The following is a 25,580-nucleotide window of genomic DNA, read 5'->3' as shown; positions in this document are numbered from 1 at the left end:
AAATATAAAACAGAGTTCATTGGTATGGCACGTTATTTGGGAAATTCTCTTTAAGCAATATTTTTTGCGAACCTGAACGTAGTGCTATTTATTAAAGCTTGTCACCCCCTCGGATGATGCGCTTCATGAAGCTGCTGCAATCTTGCGGTGGCGACATGAGTATAAATCTGCGTGGTCGATAAATCACTGTGCCCGAGTAGCAACTGTACGCTACGTAAATCTGCTCCATGATTGAGCAAATGGGTAGCAAAGGCATGACGCAAAGTGTGTGGTGACATGTCGCTTTCTACCCCGGCCTGTTTGGCGTATTTTTTAATCATATACCAAAAGTTTTGCCTAGTCATATAGCCGCCTTGAGTAGTTAAAAACACGGCTTGACAGTTGCCTGACTTAAGGTGTGCGACAAGTTCACCACGTGCATGATGCAGATAAACCTCTAAGGCTTCACTAGCATATTCACCTAACGGTACCAGACGTGTTTTATTACCCTTACCGGTAATTTGTAGCCAACCAGCATTAAGGTTAACCTGTTCAAGCGACAAATTCATCAGCTCACTAACCCGCAGGCCGCAGGCATACAATACCTCAAGCATTGCTTTGTCTCGAAGTCCCATAGCGGTACTAGTATCGGGTGCAGACAATAGATTTTCAACATCCGCTTCGGCCAAGTCTTTGGGCAGTGAACGACCTATTTTTGGGGTTTTGATACGCTCACACGGATTGTCCGCACGGCGTTCATTGCCCACCATCCACAGATAAAACTGACGTAAGCTTGAGAGCATACGAGCTTGAGTGCGAGGTGTTTTACCTTGTTTGTTAAGTATAGTCAGACACTGCATGACATCGGTGTCATCCCATACAGTTAAAGCTTTGCTATTGGTTATTTCACACAACTTTAAGTCACGTACATAAGCATTACGAGTACGGGTAGACAGACCGCGTGCTAGCATTGCTTGACGAAATTCGGTGATATAAGCGGCTTCATCATCTACCGCTAATGCTTTAGGCTGTCTAGGTTGAACGGCTCTATCACGACTCATCTATAACTCACAAATTGGATTTAATAGCTCAAAGATATAATCTCAGAAATATAAGCTTTGACGTATAAACTAAAGGATAATACAACACCCATATTGACAATAGAATATATCATAAAAGTAGCCATTATTTATTCTCAAAGGTAGTATTAAAACTAATTAATATTTTTAAAGTATCTTAGGGTTTAAGTATCAATAAAAAAGAGGTCACATATAGTGACCTCTTGATAGATAGAATTTATAGACCATTAATTAAAATATGAATTATAAATAAAAAAACATATTGCAATACAAAGATTGATTAAAGCCCATATTCGCGTGGTTCACTTTGAAATGAAACCCAGTGCGTTCTAGTAAACTCTTCAAGTACTTTGTCACTGTTAAAGCGGCCAATACCTGAGTTTTTGACGCCACCAAATGCTACCATGCTCTCATCATTCACTGGCATATCATTGATATGGGTCATACCTGCTTCCATACGTTTGGCAAAATTCATGCCGCGCTGCATATCTCCAGTAAATACCGCACTAGATAGACCAAATTGTGTGTCATTGGCCAGACTTAAGGCGTCTTCTTCATCTTTAGCCTTAATAATGCCGACTAATGGACCAAATATTTCATTTTGGAATAAATCCATTTGAGGCGTTACGTCTGTAAAGATATATGGCGAGACAAGCTGTCCATCGATACTACCTTCAAGCACGACGTTAGCACCTTCTTTTTTGGCTAAAGCGATTTTATCTTGTAGTGACTCCAGTTGGTTTTTATTGATAATAGGGCCAATCAAAGTGTCTTTATCACTAGGATCACCAATTTTTAAGGTCTCAACTTTGGCTTTAAATTTCTCAATAAAGGTATCATAGATATCTTCTTCTACAATAATACGATTAATGGCCATACAAATCTGACCTTGATGTAAGAATTTACCAAATACTGCCGCTTTTACCGCCTGATCGATATCCGCATCTTTTAGAACAACAAATGGGTTATTACCGCCTAGCTCTAAAGCAACATCTTTGATGTAGTCGCCACTGAAGGCAAGCTCACCGATATGTTTGCCAACCGGAGTGGAACCTGTAAATGACACAAGGCTTGGCGTATTATGAGTGACAATAGCGTCGCCGATTTCACTGCCCGCACCGATGACAACGTTTAAGACGCCTTTGGGTAAGCCTGCCTCTTCAAACAACTTGGCCAATAATAGTGCGCCGGTTACAGGGGTATCACTGGCAGGTTTTAGTACCACTGCATTGCCTAAAGCAATTGCTGGAGCCAATGAGCGCTGAGTTAGGTGGAAGGGGAAGTTCCAAGGGCTAATTAAGGCAATGACGCCAATGGGATCACGGAAGACATAGTTTTGTTTGCCAGGAGTATTACAAGGACGAATTTCACCATGGACTCGGTTTGGATAAGTGGCGGCTTCTACCGTCACTGCGCGGGCAATAGTTAATTCGATTTCTGCTTTAATACGTGTACTGCCTGATTCTTTAATAATCCAGTCAATGATCTCATCACGACGAGCATCCATCAATTGAATAACTTTATGCAGGACAGCTGTACGTTGTGCAGGTAAAGTTTTGGCCCATTGTTTTTGAGCTTCACTAGCTGATTTAAAGGCTTCGTCAAGCTGTTCATTAGTGGCCTGCTGAATCTCTACAATAGTTTGACCATTGAAGGGATTAGTATCTTTATTAACCCTGTCATCCTTACCTTCAATCCACTTGCCATCAATGTATTGCAAGTCAAAATTTTCATAAGGAGTAGGGGTATTTAAGGTTTGATTATTATTGCTCATATAGGTGCCTTAATATTTTGATAGTTTTAATGTAATAGCCTGAAGTTATTATTGTTATGGATAACAGGACTTTATTGACTCTATACTTTAAATAGAGTTTGTAAATTCTAAAACTGAAAAAATCAACTTATATAAACTACTTCTATAAATGTTTAATTTAGAATTGCCTAAAACAAGCTCTACAAAGCCATCAAATACTAACATATCAAACATAAGTATTTTGTTTATCGACAATAGACAAATGTTTATTAATAGTTACCGCTTATTGCTAAGTATTTATTAAAAATAACAATTCACTGTATAGATAGTGAACAGGCTTTAAAGCCTTGCCTCTTTTATAAAATACCTATTCAAACAATTAGTTGTGTGGCTTATTGTTAATAGGCAGGCTATCTTTATTTCTGCTATCTTTAAACTCAGTTGCCAATAGTTTGATAGTGGTACCTTGAACAATAATTGAGAAAACAACGACAGCATAAGTCATTATTAAAATATGGTTTCGATATATACTGTCAGGTAGTGTCAAAGCCATCGCAACTGACAATCCGCCACGTAGGCCGCCCCAAGTTAAAATACGCACAGAGCGGGGTGAGAAAAAGTACCATTTTTTGAGAATAGCGACAGGGATGACCACACTTAACCACCGTCCCAATAAGACAATAGCAATGGCGAATAGTCCTAAATAAAGATGACCAATATCAATAGGTAACAATAATAACACCACACCCAGCATGACAAACAATACACTGTTTAATACTTCGTCAATGACTTCCCAGAAGGTATACATGGACTCTCGGCTCTCTGGCCTCATGTCAGTAGAAACTAAATGACTAAACACTATACCCGTAATGACAATAGTGATCGCCGCTGAAACCCCAATCCAGTCAGCAAACTGAAAGCTACCAAATACTAGGGCTAAGCTTAATAATATCTCTATATGAATATCGTTAGTTTTTCTGATGAGGTGATAAACTATGTAACTAGCAATCGCACCTAATAAAATGGCGCCACCAACATTCTTGATAAAAAACAAACTGACTTCGGCTGCACTCATGGTTTCTGAATGGATTGTCAGAGCATAGAAAAAGGTAAAAACGACCAGACCTATACCATCATTGAATAAAGATTCACCGCATACATCCATCTCTAGTTCTTTGGCAACACCTACTGAACGTAATATAGCCAAAACAGCAATAGGGTCAGTAGGTGAAATTAGAGCGGCAAAGGTCAAGCAGTAAAGTAGCGGAATATCTATGCCGCTAATTATGTTGGTGGCGAAATATATCAGATAGCCCACCACGAAAGTAGATATCAGCACACCACAGATTGATAAAACCGTAATAGGTACTAATCTAGGTCTTAAAACTTCCGATTTTATATTGATTGCGCCGGCAAATAGTAACGCGCCTAGCATCCCTTGAATAAGGGTTTCGCCAAAATGCACCTTACTTATCATTTCAGTCATTATGTCATTGTGAATAATGCCCATCCATTTTGCTATTAAGATTAGCAATGAGATAATTAACGCAATGAGCATGACCCCAATGGTACGATGCAATTTTATATATCTGTCGTTAATGACCGCAAATACGGCAGTGACGACTAAAACTAACGCAATAATATTAAAAGTACTCATGATTGAGCTTCCGATAATTGGACTAACGACTATTAACGATAAAATTGCAATTTGCTATTTTAGATAAAAAAACTGAGTACTGCCGATGACAGAACTCAGTGTAGGGGATAATTGATCAACCTATATAGTATAAGGAGGGCTTCAATTATACGTCTAAATATTTATATGCATTATCTACTTCTTTTTAATCACGTAACGATAGAGTTTATCGGTATATAGTTCACTATCTCCTGCCGGATTGTCAGCTTCAGATTGTGATACTAAGATATGTCCTAAATGACGACAAAAATTAGGAATATCACGGGTAGTAGCAGGATCAGTTGCCAAAACTTCGATATGATCTCCGCCTTCAGCTTTACGTATGGTGCGATGCAGTAGCATTACAGGTTCAGGGCAAATAAGACCTTGGGTATCAAGATGATGGTCAATATGGGCGTTTTCAGAATTATTCATATTCGTACGATTACCGCTAGAATCAGTCATAAGTTTGATTTTGATAATTTTGATTTTGATAGTAAAGCACATTGTCCTATATTTGATACTAAGAAATAAATATTTCAATTGTACTGGTTTGTTATAGTTGACAATATTTTATTGCAAATTTAACTAGTCTCTACTTTTCTTGCTTCAATAAAGGAAAAAAATCGTTTAAAAGTGGCTTGAAACCAATAAGCAACTCCAATCCAAGCCGACATAGCTAACCATAACCAATCAGACAATGAAAACAGCAAACATACGACAAGCAGTAAGCTGGCACCGCCAACACTAGTCACTAACATTGACGGTTGGCACAGACGATAACGGTACACCAAGAAGGCTTGGTATAACGTAAATGGTATGGTTAGTCCTACCAAAATATAAGGCAGATAATGGAATAACCAATACATCTCTTTACTACCATGAAACATCTTCAGACTGGCTAAAGTACCAAATACTACAAAGCTAAAGATAGCCAATACAATGCAAAAAATAGACAATTTGTTTATTTTCTGCGCATCGCTTAACAGTTTGATAGCGGCAACAGGAAACCCAGCAACACTTCCTTTCGATGGGGTAGCTGATGGCTTATTGTGTTTATTTTTGGTGTCTATATTCATGACTTTAGACTTATAGGTTATCGGAAAATAAAAAGAGAGGTTTACTTAGGGATATACAATTTGATTAGCAGCCATGTTATCAGATCAGTCTGCCTTATAGGTAACAATGTCTTCGGCGTGATCAGGAGCGGCCAAATAGCCTTGTAATAGCAAACAAGCAGAAATATCATCGATAGGATCGCGCTCGTTTTTGATTAACCCTAGCTCCCAAGCCATTTTTCTAGCTTCAACTGAGGTGAGTCGTTCATCAAAAAGCTTTACAGGCACATGAATACTTTGCTCCATAAGACGATGTGCTAAACGTCGAGCAAACTTATGCGCCCGTTTGGCAATCATCGAACTACTGCCATCCATATTCAAAGGTAGACCCACTATCACCTGACCAATTTTCCAAGTATCGATAATCCCCAATAGATTGTCCCAGTCGGCTGGTTGCCCATTGTTCATGGCTAAAATATCAAAAGGTCGAGCATTTTGAGTCAGCGTATTACCTAATGCCATGCCCATTTTTTTTACGCCGTAATCCAAGCCTAAAAGCAACGTTTGTTGCTTGGGAGTTTGAGTATTATTTAAGCTGTTATTTAAGCTGTTATCGATGAATGTTTTGTGGTCTGACATAGAGTTTGACATATTTACTGCTATTATTTCATTAGTATCTTAAGTATGAGTTTAGTACTATTAAGCGTGACCTATATCATCACTTAAAAAGTCGAAATCAACTCCAATTTTTTGTGCCGCATGGCGCCAGCGCTCTTCAAAAGGTATTTCAAATAGCAGTGACAAATCACCGCGACTCACTAGCCAATCGCCTTGATTAATTTCTTTTTCTAATTGTCCCTTAACCCAACTGGCATGACCTAAGCATAGATGATAGTGACCGACACCTTCGCCGGCAGCAATCCTTTCTAAAATATCTTTACTGGTAGTGATACAGACGTTTTCAGAGATTGCAAAAGACGATGCCCAAGAAGGCTGCCCTGTATGCAACACAAAACCGACCTCAGGATATACAGGTCCACCATCCAACGCTAAGTCGTGCATCACCGACTCATCAGTGACCTCTATATCTAGATTCTCAAGTAGCGCCCCTACACGAGCCTCTTCGATAGGGCGATTGATAACCAGTCCAAGGACACCATGTTTATCATGGCGACAAATATAGATCAGCGTCTGAGCAAAACGCTCATCTGGCATATTTGGTGAAGCGATTAAGAAGTGATGGGTCAAATTATCAAGGGTCATAGACTGGGTGAACTCATTATCTAATGAAGAAAAAATAGACTGAAGAAGTAAACAGCCAAATAAACAGCTAAAATTGTTAGGTGGGGGTATCATTTATTAAAAGCAACTGGTATCAAAAGCAACAGATATTATAAGCAACTGGCGATATATCGACCAATTATTGCACATCTGCCAGTTTAAGCTTAGCTAATATATTGGACTTCACCCAAACTATCTACTAACGTCTGCTAATAAACTACGGGCATGCTCACGAGTAACCTCAGTGATATTCACCCCGCCTGACATACGTGCCAATTCATCTACTTGGGCATCGCCTTCGAGCACTTCAATTTCACTACTGGTTTGCCCTTCAGCATTGTCATGATTTTTTTGTACCAAGATATGCTGATGAGCCTGTGCCGCCACTTGAGCTTGGTGGGTAATGGCCAACAGTTGACGATAGGCACCCAACTGGCGCAGCAGTTCGCCCACCACTTGAGCAGTGCCGCCACTAATACCCACGTCTACTTCATCAAAAACCAACATGGGCTCAGTGTCGTCAACAGGTGTGTTTATACTGGTGTCATTCGACTGATGACTTTGAGTGGCCAACAAAACCTGCATCACTAGTGCCATACGCGATAATTCACCACCCGAGGCAATCTTGTATAAAGGCTGCATGGGCATCCCAACGTTGGCACTGAACATGAGCTCAATGTCATCTTTACCTTGAGCGTTATAGTGCTCTTTCGCTCTTTCGGTAAACACAAACTCACAGCGTGCATTAGGTAGGGCTAATGGCTGCAATTGAGACACCAGTTTTTCACTAATACTAGGAGCGATTTGTTGACGTGCTTCACTAAGCTCGGTAGCCACCGCAGTGAACACTTCCCAAGCACTTTTTATCTGCGCCTCTAATGCTTCAGAGGTGGGCTGATTCATCAAGTTATCGAGCTCATCTTTCCAGACCTTGGCCTCTTCTACTAAGTTAATAGCTGGCAGGCCATGCTTACGTGATAGGCGATGACCTAAGCTAATCAAGGCATTTAATTCTTCAAGACGCTCAGGATCAGGTAGTTGCTGTTCGGCATAGTCAGCTAGTAAACCCACAGCTTCGCTTACATGCTGTTGGGCTAAATATAGCGACTCGCTTGCTTGACTAAATGTAGGGCTAACCTCTGATTGGTTTTCACACAGACGAATAGCCTTTCCTAATAGCTCCATGGTATCAGGATCATCGGAGTCATTATCTAGCAATTGAACCGCATGGCTAGCTTCAAGCATGAGCGCTTCTAAGTTAGATAGCTCATCATGTTCGGCTTCTACTTGCTCATAATCTACAGCCAATAAAGGGGATATATCTGCTAATTGACTGCTTAATAGCTCAATACGGTCATTACGATGCGCCTCTTTAGCAGCAATTTCTTCTGCTTGACGTTTTAGCTTTAGATACGCTCTATAAGCTTGTTCTGTCTGATTTGCTAAGGGTTGTAGACCAGCGATGCTATCTAGCCATTCCACCACAAAGGAAGGTTTTAAAAGAGCTTGCTGGGCATGCTGGCTATGGATATTAACCAACATAGAGCCCAGTTCTTTTAATTCTGTTAAGCTAACCGGTACGCCATTAAGCCAAGCCTTGGAGCGACCATTACTACTTAATTGGCGACGGATTAATACCTCACCTTCAAATTCTCGATCATGAGTAGCAAACCACTGACTAACAGCATCACCCGTAGTAGCATTGTGGCTTGATGCCGAGCCATTGTCGAAGGAGAATTCAAATTGAGCATAAATATCAGCATTGTCTTTACCATGACGTACCATACTGGTATCTGCCCTTCCGCCTATACATAGCGATAGGGCATCAAGCAGTAAAGATTTACCCGCACCGGTCTCACCGGTAATTACATTAAAACCGTCAATCAAAGACAATTCATGATGGTTGATTAAGGCAAAATTCTGCAGTGTTAGAGAAGTTAGCATCAGCAATCTCAATAGGGGTGTTTGATATTAAAAACACTCATAAGCGGACTAAAATAGTATCAGTATCGTATCGCTATGACCGCTTAAAAGCAAACAAGGCAACTAGATTATCACAACTTATATTAATCATGTGCAATCACCTAAGTCTGTATATTTAAGCCTTATCTAGGTCTATGAAACGTATTAGAACTAAAACCATTGGCAATATATAAAGCCATTTTAATATTATTACAAGTTATATTGTATAAAACAAAAGTGACAATCATTGATTATAAAAGGATTTATTTTTGTGACAAAATTAAAGTCTCATATTATTCAAAAGGTAGATTAACTAAAATGTAACTCACTGATATAATGCTAATTAGGCTAGGTCGACGGTTAATGTAATCTGGAATACCCAGTATATAAAAAACATCACTCATGTCACATTTATTGCAGTAATATTGTGGTAGCATTGAATAACAAAAAAGTAGCATCCAATAGCTGGGCTGTAATTTTATCGTTTTTTACCTCAAGCCCATGATTATCATTAAGTAGACTAAGATTGAGGAAGTCATCATGCCGACGACGACTTATGACCAAGTTTCTGTCGTAAAGAACGCCACTATCTCTTATGATGGCAGGTGTAGTAGCCACACTGTATTATTTGAAGACGGAAGCAAAAAAATGCTTGGTATCATATTACCTTGTGATGAAAAGGTACGCGAATATGAGTTTGCCACTCATACCTCTGAAAGGATGGAGATCACCAGTGGCGAATGTGAAGTAAAAATCACCGGTGAAGACAAGTTTGCTTATTATCGTGCTGGCCAAGCATTTGTGGTAGCGGGCGATAGTAGTTTTACCTTACGTACTGAGCAAATTGTACAGTATATATGTCACCTTGAGGGCTAATCGGCAAGTTTAAGGCTCTAATAGATAAATAGCTATTCAATAATCCGCTATTAAAATTTAAAATAATACTGACAATATAGAAACTTAAGTTTTTCATCTGTTGTAGACTCATTTTTACAGTATTTATTGAGCGCTTCATAAAATTATTATTCTAATATTCAAAGCACCCACAGTGTATACTTTGGGTGCTTTATATTTCATATTGTTATCAAGTTAATCGTCTATTTATCTATTAACACTTTTTTTATTCAATAGCTAAATAATTAACCTGTCAAACTAAACGTATATTAAACTCAGCATCTATCTAAGGTGCAACTTTAAATCTACGGGCATAAATTCATTTATAAACAGTTAAAAGGTTGTTTTATGGCAAAGCCAGTTCATTTCTATGGCATTCATGCTATCCATGCATTATTAATGCATCGTCCCACCGATGCTATGGCGCTGTTCGTGCAACAAGGCCGCAGTGGTAAAGATGGTAATAATACAAATCCTACTGAAGAAGCAGACTCTACTTTTGAAGAGATTCTACAGCTTGCAGAGCAGATGGGGGTTAGCATTCAACAAGCTAGCCGAGATAAATTAACTGCCCTTTGTGGGAGTCCACAACATCAAGGCGTAGTGTTAAATGCACGTCCGTTGGCCATGGCTGATGAAGGTGAGATAGTAAGCTTAGCCAAAGCTGAAAATGCGCTATTTTTGGTACTAGACCAAATCACCGACGCTCATAATTTAGGCGCTTGCCTACGAACTGCGGCAGCAATGGGGGTGGATGCGGTAATTTGTCCCAAACACCATTCAGCAAGCTTAACCCCAACAGTGGCAAAAGTTTCAGTAGGCGCAATGGAAATTATGCCTGTGATTGCAGTGACAAACTTAGCACGCTGTATTGAAAACTTAAAACAGTCTGGCGTATTTGTTTATGGTACTGCACTAGATGAAACTGCCAAAGCGCTACCTGATGTCGACTTAAAGGGCAAAGTAGCCATTATCATGGGCTCTGAAGGGGAGGGCATGCGCCGCTTAACCACAGAACGCTGCGATGAGTTGGTTTACATCCCAATGACTGGCAATAAGCATGGTTCATTGCAAAGTTTGAACGTTAGTGTGGCCACCGGTATGGTACTGTATGAGGTAAGCCGTCAACGTCATGAGTCTTAAAGACTATACTATTTAACGACTTACTCATTTAAAAGTTTATAAGTGGAATAATTGTAATCAATAAAGCTTTCTCAAATAAAGAGCGCCAAGCGCTCTTATTAACTGATATTTTAGACCATAACTTATTTAATTTGCAAATAGGGACATGCCTTAATACTTTGGCAGTTTTTTAAAAGCCAAATAAGCTTCATGCAGGGGCTCAAGCTGAGCGTATAAAGCTACTAAATCTTCATTGTTGCAAACCACATCGTCTGCTTGTTCAATTCTAGCCTGCCGCGATAATTGATTGGCCATAATTGCTTTGATTTTTTCAACACTTTGAGTGTCACGACTACTTGCTCGTTTTAACTGAGTCTCCTCTGAAACATCTACCACCAATACTCTATCGCACAAAGATACCAATCCTGCTTCATAGCTTTCTAACAGCAAAGGCGCAGATAAAATGGCGTAAGCAGATTTAACCTTACTAAGCTGATTTTTGATTTCTTGGCGGATGGCAGGATGGGTAATGGACTCTAAAGTTAATAGCGCTTTATTATCGGCAAAAACATGCTCACGTACAGCACGGCGATCCATTTCACCGGACTCATCTACTACCCAGTCGCCAAGCGCTTCAACTAACATCTGTAGTGTAGGGCTACCTTTACCCATAATTTCGTGAGCCACAACATCGGCATCTACCACGTCTATGCCTTTGGCCGCGAACCAATTAGACACAGCAGTTTTGCCACTGCCTATACCACCAGTTAGCCCAATAATAGGCGTATTAACATAAAATGTTTGAAATTTTTGTGGCGGATCAATCTCGTATTCGTCATGCTTGCTATCAGGGTTTGACAATGACTGGCTGTGAGTCTCATTTATCATATTTGTACCTTAAAACACGTGCTCTGAAATGGTTATCGGGGAAGGAAGGCGGCGCAAAGACGGGTCAGCTTAAGCCTAAATACCAGTGTAAAAGAGAGTTGCCATAAAGCAAGGCAATAATTCCTGCAATAGCCAAATAAGGACCAAAAGAATAAGGTCGGCTTTCTGCTCGCCTTTGCAATAATATAATACCAATGATAGAACCGAGAAGCGAAGATATCAAGATGATAAAAAGCAGTACACCAGGACCAAGCCAAGCACCAATGGCAGCTAGTAGTTTGAAATCACCCTGTCCCATACCTTGCTTCTTGGTAAAAATATAAAAGATTTTGACCACAATCCATAAGCTGAAATAGCCCAGTAGCATGCCCCATATGGAGGCATAGGGGGTGACAAACAGCCCATAACTGTTTAACGCTAGTCCAGCAGCTATCAGAGGTAAAGTCAGCTTATCTGGTAAATAATGACTGATAAAGTCAATACCAGCCAGTCCAATTAAAGTCCAAACAAAAAGTAGCGACACTATACTTTGGGCGGTTATTCCAAGTCGATAGACAACCAACATAGTCAGTAGCATAGTCATAATCTCAATCACCGGATAGCGCCAGTGAATGTTTTGATTGCAGTGCCCGCACTTGCCGCCAAGTATTAGCCAACCTATTAAGGGCACATTGTGGTACCAACGAACGCGCTGATGACAGTTTGGGCAATGTGAGGCTGGAGCAGATAAGGATAAAGGCGCATCTTGCTGTACTATCTGCGCAATCGGTTCAACCAAAGCTTGTGCAATATCTGGTTGAGACTGTAATAATTCAACAGAACCCTGTCGCCACTCTTGCATCATGATTTTTGGGGTACGATAAATAAGCACGTTCAAAAAGCTGCCCACACATAAGCCTATGGTGCCAAAGGTGAGTAGAGCCCACAGTGTGTTTGGTTGAAGCGCATGAATAAACTGCCAAAAATGCATGAAATAGCCTGTTTAAAGTGACCTATTTAAAGTGACTTATATATTAAGGGTTAAATGTTTAAATGCTTAAGAGTTTAAGGGTTAAGTGACATGGTTTTACGAGCGGTTAATTTTGAAAAGCTTTAACCCATCACCGACCCCATCTTAAATATCGGTAAATACATAGCAATAACTAATCCACCGATCAATAACCCCAATACCACCATAATAATAGGCTCCATTAAACTGGTTAATCCTTCCACCGCATTATCTACTTCGTTTTCATAATATAGAGCGACTTTATCTAACATGTCATCTAAGCTCCCTGATTCTTCACCAATGCTGACCAACTGAATGGCTAAGGTTGGAAACAATTGACTACTACGCATGGCGAAGTTCAGTGGTTGACCGGTAGCAATATCGTGTCTGATTTGTTGGGTCGCTTTATAAAATAGCTCATTATCAGTGGCTGCTGCCGTAGAGTCCAAAGCTTGAAGTAGCGGCACGCCAGCTGCGTATGTGGTAGCTAAAGTGCGGGCAAATCTTGCCATAATGGCGTGATAGCTAATTTTACCCACTATGGGCAGTTTGAGCATTGCCTTATCCAAAAAAAATGAAAATCGTTTGCTGTTACTTTTGGCATGCAAAAAACCCAATACAGTCATAATGGCTATGGCTATTAATAGCCCCCACCAGCGCTGTAAGGTTTCAGAGATAGACACTACGAATTGAGTAAAAGCAGGCAATTCTGAACCGAAAGAGGCAAATAATTCACTAAACACAGGTACTACTTTTAGCAATAGAATAAGACTGACAATCAAGGCCACAGCAATAACGGCAATGGGATATTTCATTGCTTTTTTTATTTTAGCCTTAAGCTGTTCACTCTTTTCTTTGTAGGTAGCAATACGCGCTAGCATAATATCTAATGAGCCTGAGTATTCACCAGCTTCAATCAAGGCACAAAACAAACTATCAAACTGTTTGGGATATTGACCCAATGCAGTGGCAAACGGTGTTCCTGATTCTATACTAAGCTTAACGCTGCTAATCAAATCAATCATGCTTGGCTTGGTTAAGGACTCAATAACGATATTTAATGACTGTAATAATGGCACACCCGCTTTGGTCATAGTGGCCATCTGACGAGCAAAAACTGCAATATCTAGTGCATTTATTCTGTTGTTAAAGGTAATAAGCGGTTTTGGTTTTCGGCGTATCGTGGTAAGGATAATGCCTTGTTTGCGCAGTTGAGCCTTAGCAAGCGGCAGACTGCTACTGCTTAACTCACCTTTTACGCTTTGGCCTTGGCTATTGCTACCTTGATATATAAAGGTTAACAAAGTTTGGTGTGATATAGGCTTCACGATATATCCTTAAGGTTGGTGTTAAGCTACCACGACGCGGTTCATCTCATCTATACTAATAATGCCTTGCATTACTTTTAATATAGCCGCCCGCTTTAAGTCATAAAAACCTTGCTGTTGCGCCAATGCTTTGAGCTGTAAAGCATGACCACCGTGCATAATCAGCTCAGCCAAACTATCGCTAATAGGCATAACTTCAAAGATGCCCACACGACCTTTATAGCCATCTATACACAGCTCACAGCCTATGGCTTTATAAATAGTTGACTGAACTGTTGCTGTAGTCAATTGGTAGTCTGGATCCGGCAGTTGCAATTGTTTTAAATCACTGTCTAAAAACCCCATCTGTTGTAAGCTGGTGCTCGGCAAATATGTCGGTTTTTTGCAATAATCACATAACCGCCTTGCCAAACGTTGGGCAACTACCAGACTAATTGCTGTGGCAATATTAAACAGGGCAATACCCATGTGATGCAAACGAGCTAAGGTTTCTGCAGCAGAGTTGGTGTGCAAAGTTGAGAGGACCAGATGTCCAGTTTGAGCAGCTCTAATAGCGGTATCCGCAGTTTCTAAATCTCGAATCTCGCCAATCATGACCACATCTGGATCTTGACGCAAAAAAGACTTAAGTGCCACATCAAAGTTTAGCCCTATCTTTAGGTTAACATTAACTTGATTGATACCCGATAAGTTGATTTCTATTGGGTCTTCGACAGTTGAAATATTCGCAGCTTCAGTATTGAGTAAGTTTAGTCCGCTATATAAAGATAGGGTTTTACCCGAGCCTGTGGGCCCAGTAATAAGAACGATGCCTTGCGGTTGGCGTAAAGCAGATATAAAGGCTAGTTGCTGGTCCGGCTCAAGTCCGAGCTGGTCTATAGGGGTTAAGGAGTCTGCGTCGTCAATCACACGCAATACAATCTTCTCGCCAAATAAGGTAGGTAAAGCACTGGCTCTATAATCTAAAGCCCTATTGTCTGAGGTAATAAGTTTGATACGTCCATCTTGGGGCAGTCTACGTTCTGCAATATCCATTCTGGCCATAATTTTTAAGCGTGCCGAAACTTTTGCAATCAATTCAGTTGATAAGGTGCTCATTTGCTTTAGTACGCCATCAATACGAAACCGCACTCGGTAAAACTGCTCATAAGGTTCAAAGTGTAAGTCCGATGCGCCCAAACGAACAGCTTCGATAAGTAGTGAATTGACTAACTTCACTACTGGGTCATTATCGATTGTAGAGAGATTGACCGCTTTAATAGAGGTTTTTTCAACGTGAGTGTTGGCAGTGGTAAAGTGCGCTGGAGATGCCGTACTTGTATTAGATCTTAGAGTAGGTCCTAAACTAGGTCTATGCAAAGATGACTTTGAGTCTGGCATGAAACGTCCTTGTAGTGAAGTGGCTGCCTGACGAAAAGCTAGGTGATTATTACAGACAAAAAAGAATGTTTGGTAGTAAACCTTAATTTTAAAGCTTTAACAAGGTATAAATAATTAGAAGAGCTTAATGCTCTATGAAATATTTAAAATTTGATAGCTAAAATAACAAAGGATAAATTTGACGCAAAAGACTATGATATAATATGGGGCTATCCTATTTTTACGCTGATAGCCGTCAAAAGGTTGTTAGTCAAATATCTTTTATTGAGAGTGTTTTATGAAGTCTTGGGTTGTCGGTAATTGGAAGCTAAATCCTGCATCAGTTAAAGAAGTGCAAGCCTTAGTTGATAACTTAGTAGATGGGGTAAGCGCTCAAAGCGATATCTTTCAAGCCTGCCATATCGTGATAGCGCCATGTGTATTGCACGTGTCTCAAGTAAGCGATATCTTAGAGCGTAAACAAGGTCTGATTCAGCTGGCTTGTCAAGATGTATCTGCATTAACAGCCACTTCGGGTGCCTATACTGGAGATATTTCTGCGCAACAATTACGAGATTCAGGCGTTGAATGGGCGATTATTGGACATTCAGAGCGTCGTCAATATTGTCATGAAGACAATACAGCGCTATTGAATAAGATGAATCACTGTGCTGATCAGGATTTAGGTGTTATCTTATGCATCGGTGAGTCAGAAGCAGAGTATGAAGCTGATAGAACGACTCAAGTATTGGCAGATCAATTGTCTGTAGTAGAAGATTTCTTACAGCAATCAAATAAAGTGTCAGCCGATTATCTGAGCAATAAATTGCTTATTGCTTATGAGCCTGTTTGGGCAATTGGTACGGGTAAAGTGCCTAGTGTGCAAGATGTGACCAACGTTCATAAGTTTATTCGTGAGCGTCTACAATCTTTTGACAGTACGCTTGCCACAACGCCAGTGCTCTATGGTGGTAGCGTCAAACCTGAAAATGCAAAGGATTTTGCAGCTTCAGAACTAATTAATGGGGTGCTTGTCGGTGGTGCAGCTTTAAAAGCTGACAGTTTTCTTGACATTGCCAAAGCATTTTCTAAATAAACGTATACCTTATCTTGGGCTATATTGGTTTTAGCGTATAGTAGTTTCGGTCTTTATTAGTTTTGACATATTCGTTTTAAAAAAGCTCCAAAAGTAAATTTTTAGATATCTAATTGCTCACATAGCTCACATATTGTTCAAATAACTATCTCGTCTTTTAACCCTTAAGATTAAGTAAGGCAAAGCATGTTTAACATTATCCTAGCCATTCATATTATTGTTGCTATTGCCATGATTGGATTGATTTTAATTCAACACGGTAAAGGCGCCGATGCCGGTGCATCTTTTGGAGCAGGCGCTTCTGGTACCGTATTTGGTGCTGCTGGCAGTGCTAACTTTTTAACTCGCGCAACGGCGGTATTGGCTGTTATTTTCTTTACCACTAGCCTAACACTTGCAGTACATGCGCGTAAGCAGGCCGATAGTCAGTATAAGTTAGATGTGCCTGCTACCTCACAAGCACCGGCAACAACTTCAAATCCTGCTCCAGCGCCAACGAAGTAGATATTGGCAGGTTCTTAGGTTATAGAAGTTAAAATGGTTAAAGCTTGCCGTTCTATGTTTGAAATGGGTTGCACCCTATGTTAAAGACGAGTAGAATGTGCAACCTAATTTAGATCAGTTATTGACTCTCAATTAGCTTATCCCTTAATAAGCATATTTAACGAGAGTTGTAATAAGTCGCTGGTCTTAATGTTTTTGGTCTTGATATAGATCGAAATTAAAAAATGCGATTGTGGTGGAATTGGTAGACACGCCATCTTGAGGGGGTGGTGGCGAAAGCTGTGAGGGTTCAAATCCCTCCAATCGCACCAATATTGTTATATAGATTGAACTATTTTAGTTTTTATTGACATAAATATTGAGTTAATTTAACTAATGTTGCTGCTAATAAGCATTAGAAGTTTTATGTAGCAATGTTCTATATAGTAATTAGTAATAGGCACGACGATTTAAGTTTAGTGATCTATAATACGTTTGATAATTTTTTAAATTTAAATGATTTTATTACTTGACAACCCATTGAACTATACATATAATAGTCAGCCTAGATTGATGCGGGGTGGAGCAGTCTGGTAGCTCGTCGGGCTCATAACCCGAAGGTCGTTGGTTCAAATCCAGCCCCCGCTACCATTTTTTTATTTCAATCTAAATTTATTTAACCCACCATATTGCTTGTGGGTTTTTTTGTATCTGTTATTCTTAATATTACCTAATAGTCATAATATGCATTTATAATAGATACTTCTATTTATGGACTAAAAATCAATTCATGAAGTTATCTAATAAAGTCACTCAGTTAACCGACATTATTGCCCCAGCTGTTGCTGCTTGTGATGTGGCTCTTTGGGGTGTAGAATTCTTACCACAAGGTGGGCGTTCATTATTACGTATATACATTGAATCTTTACCAGAAGATAAAGCAGCTGATAAACAAGTCACTATTGAAAACTGTGCAGCTGTGACTCACCAAGTTAGCGGTATGCTTGAAGTGCATGATCCTATTGCTGGAGAGTATGTACTTGAAGTTTCCTCGCCAGGTCTGGATAGACCTTTCTTTGCTCCTGAGCAGATGTCGGATTATGTAGGTCAAACGCTCAATTTGCGTTTAATTCAAGCGGTAGGTGCAGGAAGCTCAAAACGTCGTAAAGTGACTGGTAAGCTTGAACAATTAAGCGATAAGCAATTATCTATAGTCACACCCGAAGGTGAGCAGTTTGATATTGCCCTTGATAATATCGATAAAGCAAATTTAATCTATCAAGATTTGTAATCTTGGCATATAAGTTGATCTAAAGCTTACTATCTTATTTAACTTGATTTGATACCGTTAATTGCTGTTAACTTTTAGCCGGTCTTATATATAAATCGTTTTGTATATTCGTTTAGACTGACCTAATAGATAATAGGAAGCTACGTTTTCATTGAACTTAAAAATCACAGCTTTTAGGCCTAAGATATAAAAATAAATTTAATAATTTTTACTACTTTAAATAATAAGTAGGCGAGGATAGGTGTGTAATGAGTCGAGAAATATTAACGGTAGTAGAAACCGTCAGTAATGAAAAAGGCCTAAATCCAGAAGACATTTTCGAAGCTATCGAAGAGGCCTTAGTGGTTTCTACTAAAAAAAGAGTTTATACCGAACAACCAGAAGTTGCTATACGTGTCGAAATTGACCGTGAGACTGGTGATTATGATACATATCGCTACTGGACCGTTGTTGCCGACGAAGATCACGAGATGCCTGCTTGTCAATTAGCCATTAGTGATCTTGATGAAAACGAATGGACTATTGGCGATGTTAAAGAAGAGCAAATTGAGTCTATCGAATTTGGTCGCATTGCAGCCACTCAAGCCAAACAAGTTATTATTCAAAAGATACGTGAAGCTGAGCGTGCTTTAACGGCGGATGCTTTTGAGCCTCGAATTGGCGAGATGATGTACGGTGAAGTCAAAAAGCAAACCCGTGATGGCTATATTATTGATTTAGGGGATAATGCAGAAGGTTATCTATCTCGCGATCAAATGCTACCTCGTGAGCAATTACGGGCTAAGTCACGTATTAATGCTATCCTATATCATGTTAATCGTGATAATCGTGGGGCTCAATTATTATTATCACGTACCAGTCCTGACATGCTGATTGCATTGATGAATAAAGAAGTACCTGAAATTAATGAACAAATCATTGAAATTCGTGGTGTGGCTCGTCAGCCTGGGGTTCGTGCTAAAATATCAGTGAAAACTAACGATCATCGTATTGATCCCGTGGGTGCTTGTATCGGTATGCGTGGTACGCGTATTCAAGCGGTGCAGTCTGAGCTTGACGGTGAGCGTATCGACGTTATCGTTTGGTCCGATGATCCAGCACAATACATTATCAGTGCTCTTGAGCCTGCCGATGTAAGCAGTATTATTTTGGATGAAGACGCCAAAACCGCAGATATCATCTTTACTGCTAACGATCAGCTGGCACGTGCTATTGGCGCACAAGGCCAAAACGTACGTTTGGCTTCAGAGCTGACTGGCTATAAATTGAATATGATGCTTGAAGAAGAGTACCTTGAGCGTCAACAGAATGAAACTAAAGCGTATCTTGACCTGTTCTATAATCGTTTAGAAGTAGACGAAGATTTAGCTCAGGCTCTAGTAGACATAGGTTTTACCAGTATTGAAGAAGTGGCTTATGTGCCTGCTGATACTTTTTATGACATCGAAGGTCTAGATGATGATGCCATTGAAATGATTCAAGAGCGGGCAAAAGAAGTGGTCATTGCAGATGAATTGGTAAAACAGCAAAATATGAAAGAGCCAAGCAAAGAGTTGCTCACAATGGACGGCATGACGACCGACTGGGCGTACAAGCTGGCTCAACGTGACATCATCACAGTTGATGATTTGGCAGAGCAAGCTGTATTTGATATTGAGGGTATTGAAGGCCTTGATGAAAAAACAGCGGGCGAGCTAATCATGAAAGCACGTGAATCTTGGTTTAATGAAGAATAATAAATAGGTGACTATAAATGGCAGATAAGACCGTCAAAGAATTAGCAGACATGGTAAGCAAATCAGTCAGTGCAGTACAAAAGCAACTGACCGATGCTGGGCTGCCTGCTCGTGGCGAGGATGACCTGGTCACCGAGCTTGAGCAAGAGCAGCTAGTAGCTTTCCTGAAGCAATCACACGGACAAAAAGAAAAACGTCGTATTAGCCTAAAATCTAAAACGACTAGTACTGCTCGTGTAACAGGTTCTTCAGGTAAGTCAAAAAGTGTAAATGTCGAAGTTCGTAAGAAAAAAGTATTTGAAAAGCCTGATCCAAATAAATTGGCTGAAGAAATTGCTGCCCGTGAAAAAGTGGCTGCTGAAGCGAAACAACGCGCAGAAGAAGAAGCCAAAAAACGTGAGTTAGCGAAGAAAGAAGCTGAACAACGTCAAGCCGCTACCTTGGCCGCTATGCGTGCTAACTTAGGCGGTGGTAGTTCATCTGATGACAAAAAAGATGAAGTGTCTACCGTGGTGGTTAAAAAAGGCAGTAAAGTTTCTGCCCCTGTTAAAGAAGCCCCTAAGAAGAAATCTGCTACAACCAAACCAAAAGTTGAAACAGAAGCGGAACGTAAAGCCCGCGTGGCACGTGAAGCAGAAGAAGAACGCCTGCGTCAAATCGAAGCTGAAACACGCCGCAAGCAAGCTGAAGAAGCTCAGCAAAAAACGCTTGAGCAAATGCGCAAAATGGCTGGTAAATATAGTGATAAAGAGCCGGTAGCTGAAGTTCGTAAAGATGAGCCATTAGCAGAAGGTCTAGTAGGTGAAGCTTTAGAAGAGTCATTCGAAAAAGAGCGTCGTGAGATTAAACGTGGATCTTCAAGCACAGCTACTCGTGGCCGCCGTCGTAAAGGTCAAGAAGAACGTGAAATTCGCAATCGTAAGCAAGGCCTAAAATCCTCTCAATCTTCTCAACATAAGTTTGAGAAGCCTGTTGAAAAGATTGTTCATGATGTTGAGATTGGTGAGCACATTGTTGTGTCTGATCTGGCCCAACGTATGGCTGTTAAAGCCCGTGAAGTCACTAAGTTGCTGATGAAAATGGGTGAGATTGTTGGCGCTGATGAAGAGATTGATCAAGCGACAGCCAGTTTAATCGTAGAAGAGATGGGTCACAACCCAATTCCAGTTAGCGATACCAAAGTTGAAGACGACTTACAAGTAGCAGTAGAAGAGCGTAGCAGTAACATCCAGACACGTCCTCCTGTTGTTACTATTATGGGTCACGTTGACCATGGTAAGACCTCACTTCTTGATAAAATTCGTGAAACCAAAGTCGCAACAGGTGAAGCGGGCGGTATTACTCAGCATATTGGCGCTTATCACGTTAAAACAGATCGAGGTGTGATTACTTTCCTAGATACGCCAGGTCACGCTGCATTTACTGCCATGCGTTCACGTGGTGCTCAAGCGACAGATATCGTTATTTTAGTGGTAGCTGCTGATGATGGTATGATGCCACAAACAGAAGAAGCTATTGATCATGCTCGTGCTTCGGGTACGCCAATCATTGTGGCTATCAATAAGATCGATAAGAGTTCAGCTGATCCTGACCGTGTGCTAAACGAATTAACCACAAAAGAAGTGGTCACTGAAGCATGGGGCGGTGATGTTCCTATGGCGAAGATCTCTGCTAAGACCGGCGAAGGTATCGATGAGCTATTAGAGCTTATTAGCCTACAAGCTGAGCTTATGGAGTTGCAAGCACCAACGGAAGGCGCCGCTCAAGGGGTAGTTATTGAATCTCGTCTTGAAAAAGGCCGTGGTGCGGTAGCCAGCATATTGGTTAAGAAAGGTACTTTGAATCAAGGTGACTTGGTACTAGCTGGTGAATACTACGGTAAAGTTCGTGCGATGACAGATGAGACTGGTCAACGTGTTAAATCAGCCGGTCCTTCTATTCCAGTTGAGATTCTAGGTTTACCAGATACGCCTGCTGCAGGTAGTGAGTTCTTAGTCGTTTCTGATGAGAAAAAGGCCCGTGAAGTTGCTGAGTTCCGTGCCAATCGTGAGCGTGAGCAACAACTTGAGCGTCAAAACAAGATGCGCCTTGAAAGTATGTTTGAGCAAATGGGTCAAGACGACTTGTCCTTCTTAAACATCATCTTGAAGACAGACGTACGTGGTACTTTAGAAGCGTTACTGTCTGCCTTAAATGAGTTGTCTACTGATGAGGTGAAAGTAAAAGTCATCAGCTCAGGTGTAGGCCCTATCGTTGAGTCAGATGTAACGCTTGCTGAGTCAAGCGAAGCGGTATTATTAGGCTTTAACGTTCGTGCAGACAATGCTGCAAAACGTAAAGCAGATGAAGCGGATATCGACATTCGCTACTATAGCGTTATTTATGGTCTAATCGACGATGTGAAAGCGGCCATGAGTGGTATGCTGTCTCCAGAACATCGTGAGAAAATCTTGGGTATTGCTGAAGTACGTGATGTGTTCCGCTCGAGTAAATTTGGTGCAGCTGCCGGTTGTATGGTGGTTGAAGGCACAATCTATCGTAACAAGTCTATCCGCGTATTACGTGATGATAAAGTGGTCTTTACTGGTCAGCTTCAGTCACTACGTCGCTATAAAGATGATGTTAACGAAGTAAGATCTGGTATGGAATGTGGTCTTGCTGTTCGCGGTTATGATGTTGAAGTGGGTGATAAGATTGAAGTCTTTGAGATTCAAGAGATTCAGCGCACCATCTAATTATTCAAAGTAGTTATCAAAGACCTATCAGGTCATCCTGTTAGGTCTTTTTTATTAGTAGATTTATTGCAATTTTAATATGGTTTATTATGAGTTAAGTTGACTTCAGTCACTGTTGTCGGAAGCTGTACGAATTATGGCCCTAACGCTTATCGTAATAATGCCATTAAAAGGACATAACCATGAACCAACGTTTACAACGCTTGGGTGATCAAATTCAGCGTGAACTTGCTGTTTTAATTCGTGATGCAATTAATGATCCCCGTTTGACAGGTTTTGTGACCATCTCTAGTGTTAAGGTAAGCTCAGATTTGGGCTATGCTGATATTTATGTCACTGTGATGGAACCAGAACTAAATGATGCAATGAGCAAACACAGTCATGAAGCCAGTTTGGAGGTGCTTAATAAAGCCGCTGGATTTTTACGTACTGAATTAAGCCATAGCCTTAAGACACGTACTACGCCTCGTTTAAGATTTCATTACGATGAAATAACGGCACGTGGTAACTATATGATGGACTTAATTAATAAAGCAGTTACCAAAACTGAGCAGACAGAAGACAATGACAATACTTCAGGTGGCGATGATGCTACGCTTTAATAAATTGGCTTAGACTGATGTTTTTGTATAACCTAAATCAGTAGATACCATAAAAAGATACCATAAGTAGATAGCATAAGTAGATACCAATGACCAATGATATTAACACTGATTCAAATCAGCCTGCTGCCTTATCTATTATGGGACAAAAGAGCAAAGTCTCAGGCGTCATTTTAATTGATAAACCCAAGGGTTTGACCTCTCAGCAAGTGGTCTCTAAAGTAAAGTATCTACTTAAATCACCGCTTCACGATAGTAAAAAGGCCGGTCATACAGGAACCCTTGATCCAATGGCCACAGGATTACTACCGGTCTGTCTTGGTGAAGCCACGAAGTTTAGCCATTATCAACTTGATGCCGATAAATCGTATCAGGCCACTATTAAGTTAGGGGTCCAGACTGATACAGGCGACGCTGATGGACAGAGTATTGCTGAACAAGAAATCCCAAATATATCTATTGAGGACTTAAAACAGATAACTGCACAGTTTTTAGGCAATATCAAACAGACACCGCCTATGTATTCTGCTCTTAAAAAAGAAGGTAAGAAGCTATATGAATATGCTCGTGCCGGTATCGAAGTAGAGCGTGAAGCTCGTCCCATTACTATCAAAGAGATGTCTTTGCAGTTGACAGCTTTAAAAGATGAATTACTGCTCAATGTTACTTGTACAAAAGGCACTTATGTCAGAGTATTGGGAGAGGATATTGCCTTAGCTTTACATACCTTAGGTCATCTAAATTCTTTACGCCGTACTCAAGTAGGTCACTTTTTAATAGCTGAAGCCATAAGCTTGAATGAGCTTGAACGCCTTACGCATGAGCAACGCTTAGCTCAGCTACAACCTATTGATGCTTGTGTTACTGGCTTGCCTGCACTGACAGTCTTTGAGAATCAGCGTCAACGTCTGATGATGGGTCAACGTCTAAATGTTAAAGAGCAGCTTAGTGATGAATTAGTAGAGTATCTAAGTGGCGCAGACAAGACAATTGACAAAGATTTAAACGCTCAACAGAGCTGCGATATTAAAATAATTACCACAGAAGGTGATTTCTTGGGGTTGGGTGAATTGGAATTAAATGGCCGCTTGCAACCTAAAAAAATGATTCAGCGCTAAGCTGTAATCTAAAATATCTAGTCTAAACTATGAAGTCTAAACTATGAAGTCTAAACTATGAAGTCTAAACTATGAAGTCTAAACTATGAAGTCTAAACTATTGGACTATTAACGATTTAGATCTATCCATTATAAAGTATTTAAAATAACGTTCAAAACTAATCAAATCCATATCATATTGAATGATATGGATTTTTTATGACTATTATTAAAGAAAAATTATGGAAAAAAGTTACTCAGAGCGTACAAATTTCACAAATTCATACATTTAATTGCATCTAGTATCTTTTACAGTTATAGCTAAGCTTGTAACCTAACTTTTGTACTTAGTGAATGCGCATTTAGCGAAGTGAATTTTGCTAAAATAAAAATAACTACTTAACAATTTCAAGAAGCTCATTTAACATTTGTGAAGCTTGCAAAATAATTATAATGAGTTAGTTTTATAATTAATTATAACTATATAAATCAATACAGTTTTGAATCCAAATAATAAGAAGCACTATTAAATCATAACCACTATAAATATTAATAAGAATAAAATAACACACTATAACTCGTTGAAATATCTAATGTATTCATAGCAAACGGAGTGTTTTATCATGAGTAAAAAAATTGCTTTCTTATTAAGTTCATATTTTGAACAAGCAGAGTATGCAGAAGTAGATCAACTACTAATAGACAAAGGTCATCAAACTGTATTGATTACCACTAATGATCAAAAGCAAGTTCAAGGTATGAAAAGCGATGTAGATAAAGCAGATACCTTTACTGCAGATTTGTTTTTGAAAGAAGCCAATCCAGAGGATTATGATGCGGTAGTGTTACCGGGGGGAACGGTAAACGCAGATACTATTCGTATAGACAAGGCTGCTCAAGATTTCGTCAAAAGCTTTTATAATAACGGTAAACTAGTGGCAGCGATTTGCCATGCGCCATGGCTGTTGATCAACACCGGCTTGGTTAAAGGTAAAACTTTAACCGCTTATCCTAGCCTTCAAACGGATATTGAAAATGCAGGTGGTACGTTTGTAGATAAAAAAGTCCAACAACACGGTAATATTATTACTTCTCGAAATCCAGACGATATTCCAGCATTTGCAGCGGCTATTGATGAGGCATTAATCTAAAAATTGATGTTTAAATGTAAGTT

The 25,580-nt window shown here is 40.0% G+C and carries 22 protein-coding genes and 2 tRNA genes; 12 read left to right on the top strand and 12 right to left on the bottom strand.

Annotated elements, in window-relative coordinates; translation table 11 throughout:
- Positions 1–101 precede the first annotated feature (101 nt).
- From xerD to recN, 8 genes are all read right to left on the bottom strand, one after another.
- Positions 102–1,040 (bottom strand): site-specific tyrosine recombinase XerD, encoded by a 939-nt coding sequence (gene xerD / locus QZ265_RS00940; RefSeq protein ID WP_296402470.1) that lies wholly within the window; start codon positions 1,038–1,040, stop codon positions 102–104.
- A 298-nt stretch (positions 1,041–1,338) separates the two neighbouring features.
- On the bottom strand, positions 1,339–2,832 hold the full coding sequence (locus tag QZ265_RS00935) for an aldehyde dehydrogenase family protein (protein ID WP_296402467.1): 1,494 nt from the start codon (positions 2,830–2,832) through the stop codon (positions 1,339–1,341).
- A 358-nt stretch (positions 2,833–3,190) separates the two neighbouring features.
- Positions 3,191–4,468: a sodium:proton antiporter gene (locus QZ265_RS00930; protein WP_296402465.1), complete on the bottom strand. Its 1,278-nt coding sequence runs from the start codon at positions 4,466–4,468 to the stop codon at positions 3,191–3,193.
- A 174-nt stretch (positions 4,469–4,642) separates the two neighbouring features.
- The gene (gene tusA / locus QZ265_RS00925; RefSeq protein WP_296402473.1) at positions 4,643–4,921 is read right to left on the bottom strand and encodes a sulfurtransferase TusA; all 279 of its coding nucleotides are present in this window, start codon (positions 4,919–4,921) and stop codon (positions 4,643–4,645) included.
- 149 nt (positions 4,922–5,070) lie between these two features.
- On the bottom strand, positions 5,071–5,565 hold the full coding sequence (locus QZ265_RS00920; protein WP_296402462.1) for a hypothetical protein: 495 nt from the start codon (positions 5,563–5,565) through the stop codon (positions 5,071–5,073).
- An 84-nt stretch (positions 5,566–5,649) separates the two neighbouring features.
- The gene (ruvX, locus tag QZ265_RS00915; protein ID WP_296402461.1) at positions 5,650–6,195 is read right to left on the bottom strand and encodes a Holliday junction resolvase RuvX; all 546 of its coding nucleotides are present in this window, start codon (positions 6,193–6,195) and stop codon (positions 5,650–5,652) included.
- Positions 6,196–6,243: 48 nt separating this feature from the next.
- A complete protein-coding gene (locus QZ265_RS00910) occupies positions 6,244–6,807 on the bottom strand; it encodes a YqgE/AlgH family protein (protein ID WP_296402459.1) in 564 nt (187 codons plus the stop codon).
- A 210-nt stretch (positions 6,808–7,017) separates the two neighbouring features.
- On the bottom strand, positions 7,018–8,769 hold the full coding sequence (gene recN / locus QZ265_RS00905; protein ID WP_296402457.1) for a DNA repair protein RecN: 1,752 nt from the start codon (positions 8,767–8,769) through the stop codon (positions 7,018–7,020).
- 558 nt (positions 8,770–9,327) lie between these two features.
- Between recN and QZ265_RS00900 the strand changes: the two genes are divergently transcribed.
- Both QZ265_RS00900 and rlmB read left to right on the top strand, forming a co-directional pair.
- Positions 9,328–9,663 (top strand): pyrimidine/purine nucleoside phosphorylase, encoded by a 336-nt coding sequence (locus tag QZ265_RS00900; protein WP_296402455.1) that lies wholly within the window; start codon positions 9,328–9,330, stop codon positions 9,661–9,663.
- A 366-nt stretch (positions 9,664–10,029) separates the two neighbouring features.
- Positions 10,030–10,824 carry a 23S rRNA (guanosine(2251)-2'-O)-methyltransferase RlmB gene (rlmB, locus tag QZ265_RS00895; protein ID WP_296402453.1) on the top strand — a complete coding sequence of 265 codons (795 nt, stop codon included), beginning with the start codon at positions 10,030–10,032 and terminating at the stop codon, positions 10,822–10,824.
- 150 nt (positions 10,825–10,974) lie between these two features.
- Here the strand turns inward: rlmB and coaE are convergent, their stop codons facing one another.
- From coaE to QZ265_RS00875, 4 genes are all read right to left on the bottom strand, one after another.
- Positions 10,975–11,691: a dephospho-CoA kinase gene (gene coaE, locus QZ265_RS00890; RefSeq protein WP_296402451.1), complete on the bottom strand. Its 717-nt coding sequence runs from the start codon at positions 11,689–11,691 to the stop codon at positions 10,975–10,977.
- Between the two features lie 64 nt (positions 11,692–11,755).
- Positions 11,756–12,661, bottom strand: coding sequence for an A24 family peptidase (locus QZ265_RS00885; protein ID WP_296402449.1), 906 nt, complete (start codon positions 12,659–12,661; stop codon positions 11,756–11,758).
- A gap of 122 nt (positions 12,662–12,783) precedes the next feature.
- The gene (locus QZ265_RS00880; protein WP_296402446.1) at positions 12,784–14,007 is read right to left on the bottom strand and encodes a type II secretion system F family protein; all 1,224 of its coding nucleotides are present in this window, start codon (positions 14,005–14,007) and stop codon (positions 12,784–12,786) included.
- Between the two features lie 21 nt (positions 14,008–14,028).
- Positions 14,029–15,387, bottom strand: a complete 1,359-nt coding sequence (locus tag QZ265_RS00875) for an ATPase, T2SS/T4P/T4SS family (RefSeq protein ID WP_296402444.1) — start codon at positions 15,385–15,387, stop codon at positions 14,029–14,031.
- Between the two features lie 277 nt (positions 15,388–15,664).
- Between QZ265_RS00875 and tpiA the strand changes: the two genes are divergently transcribed.
- From tpiA to QZ265_RS00825, 10 genes are all read left to right on the top strand, one after another.
- On the top strand, positions 15,665–16,462 hold the full coding sequence (tpiA, locus tag QZ265_RS00870; protein ID WP_296402441.1) for a triose-phosphate isomerase: 798 nt from the start codon (positions 15,665–15,667) through the stop codon (positions 16,460–16,462).
- Positions 16,463–16,648: 186 nt separating this feature from the next.
- Positions 16,649–16,966 (top strand): preprotein translocase subunit SecG, encoded by a 318-nt coding sequence (gene secG, locus QZ265_RS00865; RefSeq protein ID WP_296402439.1) that lies wholly within the window; start codon positions 16,649–16,651, stop codon positions 16,964–16,966.
- A gap of 226 nt (positions 16,967–17,192) precedes the next feature.
- Positions 17,193–17,277, top strand: a tRNA-Leu gene (locus QZ265_RS00860).
- Between the two features lie 242 nt (positions 17,278–17,519).
- Positions 17,520–17,596: transfer RNA gene (locus QZ265_RS00855), tRNA-Met, on the top strand.
- Positions 17,597–17,735: 139 nt separating this feature from the next.
- Entirely contained in the window at positions 17,736–18,236 is a 501-nt protein-coding gene (rimP, locus tag QZ265_RS00850) for a ribosome maturation factor RimP (protein WP_296402437.1), read from the top strand.
- Positions 18,237–18,484: 248 nt separating this feature from the next.
- Positions 18,485–19,972, top strand: coding sequence for a transcription termination factor NusA (gene nusA / locus QZ265_RS00845; RefSeq protein WP_296402435.1), 1,488 nt, complete (start codon positions 18,485–18,487; stop codon positions 19,970–19,972).
- A gap of 17 nt (positions 19,973–19,989) precedes the next feature.
- Entirely contained in the window at positions 19,990–22,707 is a 2,718-nt protein-coding gene (gene infB / locus QZ265_RS00840; protein WP_296402432.1) for a translation initiation factor IF-2, read from the top strand.
- Positions 22,708–22,889: 182 nt separating this feature from the next.
- The gene (locus QZ265_RS00835; protein WP_296402431.1) at positions 22,890–23,309 is read left to right on the top strand and encodes a ribosome-binding factor A; all 420 of its coding nucleotides are present in this window, start codon (positions 22,890–22,892) and stop codon (positions 23,307–23,309) included.
- A 140-nt stretch (positions 23,310–23,449) separates the two neighbouring features.
- On the top strand, positions 23,450–24,427 hold the full coding sequence (truB, locus tag QZ265_RS00830; protein ID WP_296402471.1) for a tRNA pseudouridine(55) synthase TruB: 978 nt from the start codon (positions 23,450–23,452) through the stop codon (positions 24,425–24,427).
- Positions 24,428–25,029: 602 nt separating this feature from the next.
- Positions 25,030–25,557 (top strand): type 1 glutamine amidotransferase domain-containing protein, encoded by a 528-nt coding sequence (locus tag QZ265_RS00825; protein WP_296402429.1) that lies wholly within the window; start codon positions 25,030–25,032, stop codon positions 25,555–25,557.
- Positions 25,558–25,580 lie beyond the last annotated feature (23 nt).

The sequence above is a fragment of the Psychrobacter sp. genome, from assembly GCF_018260395.1.
Lineage (GTDB): Bacteria > Pseudomonadota > Gammaproteobacteria > Pseudomonadales > Moraxellaceae > Psychrobacter.
Note: the sequence above shows the minus strand (reverse complement) of the source record. Positions and strands in the feature narration are given on the sequence as shown.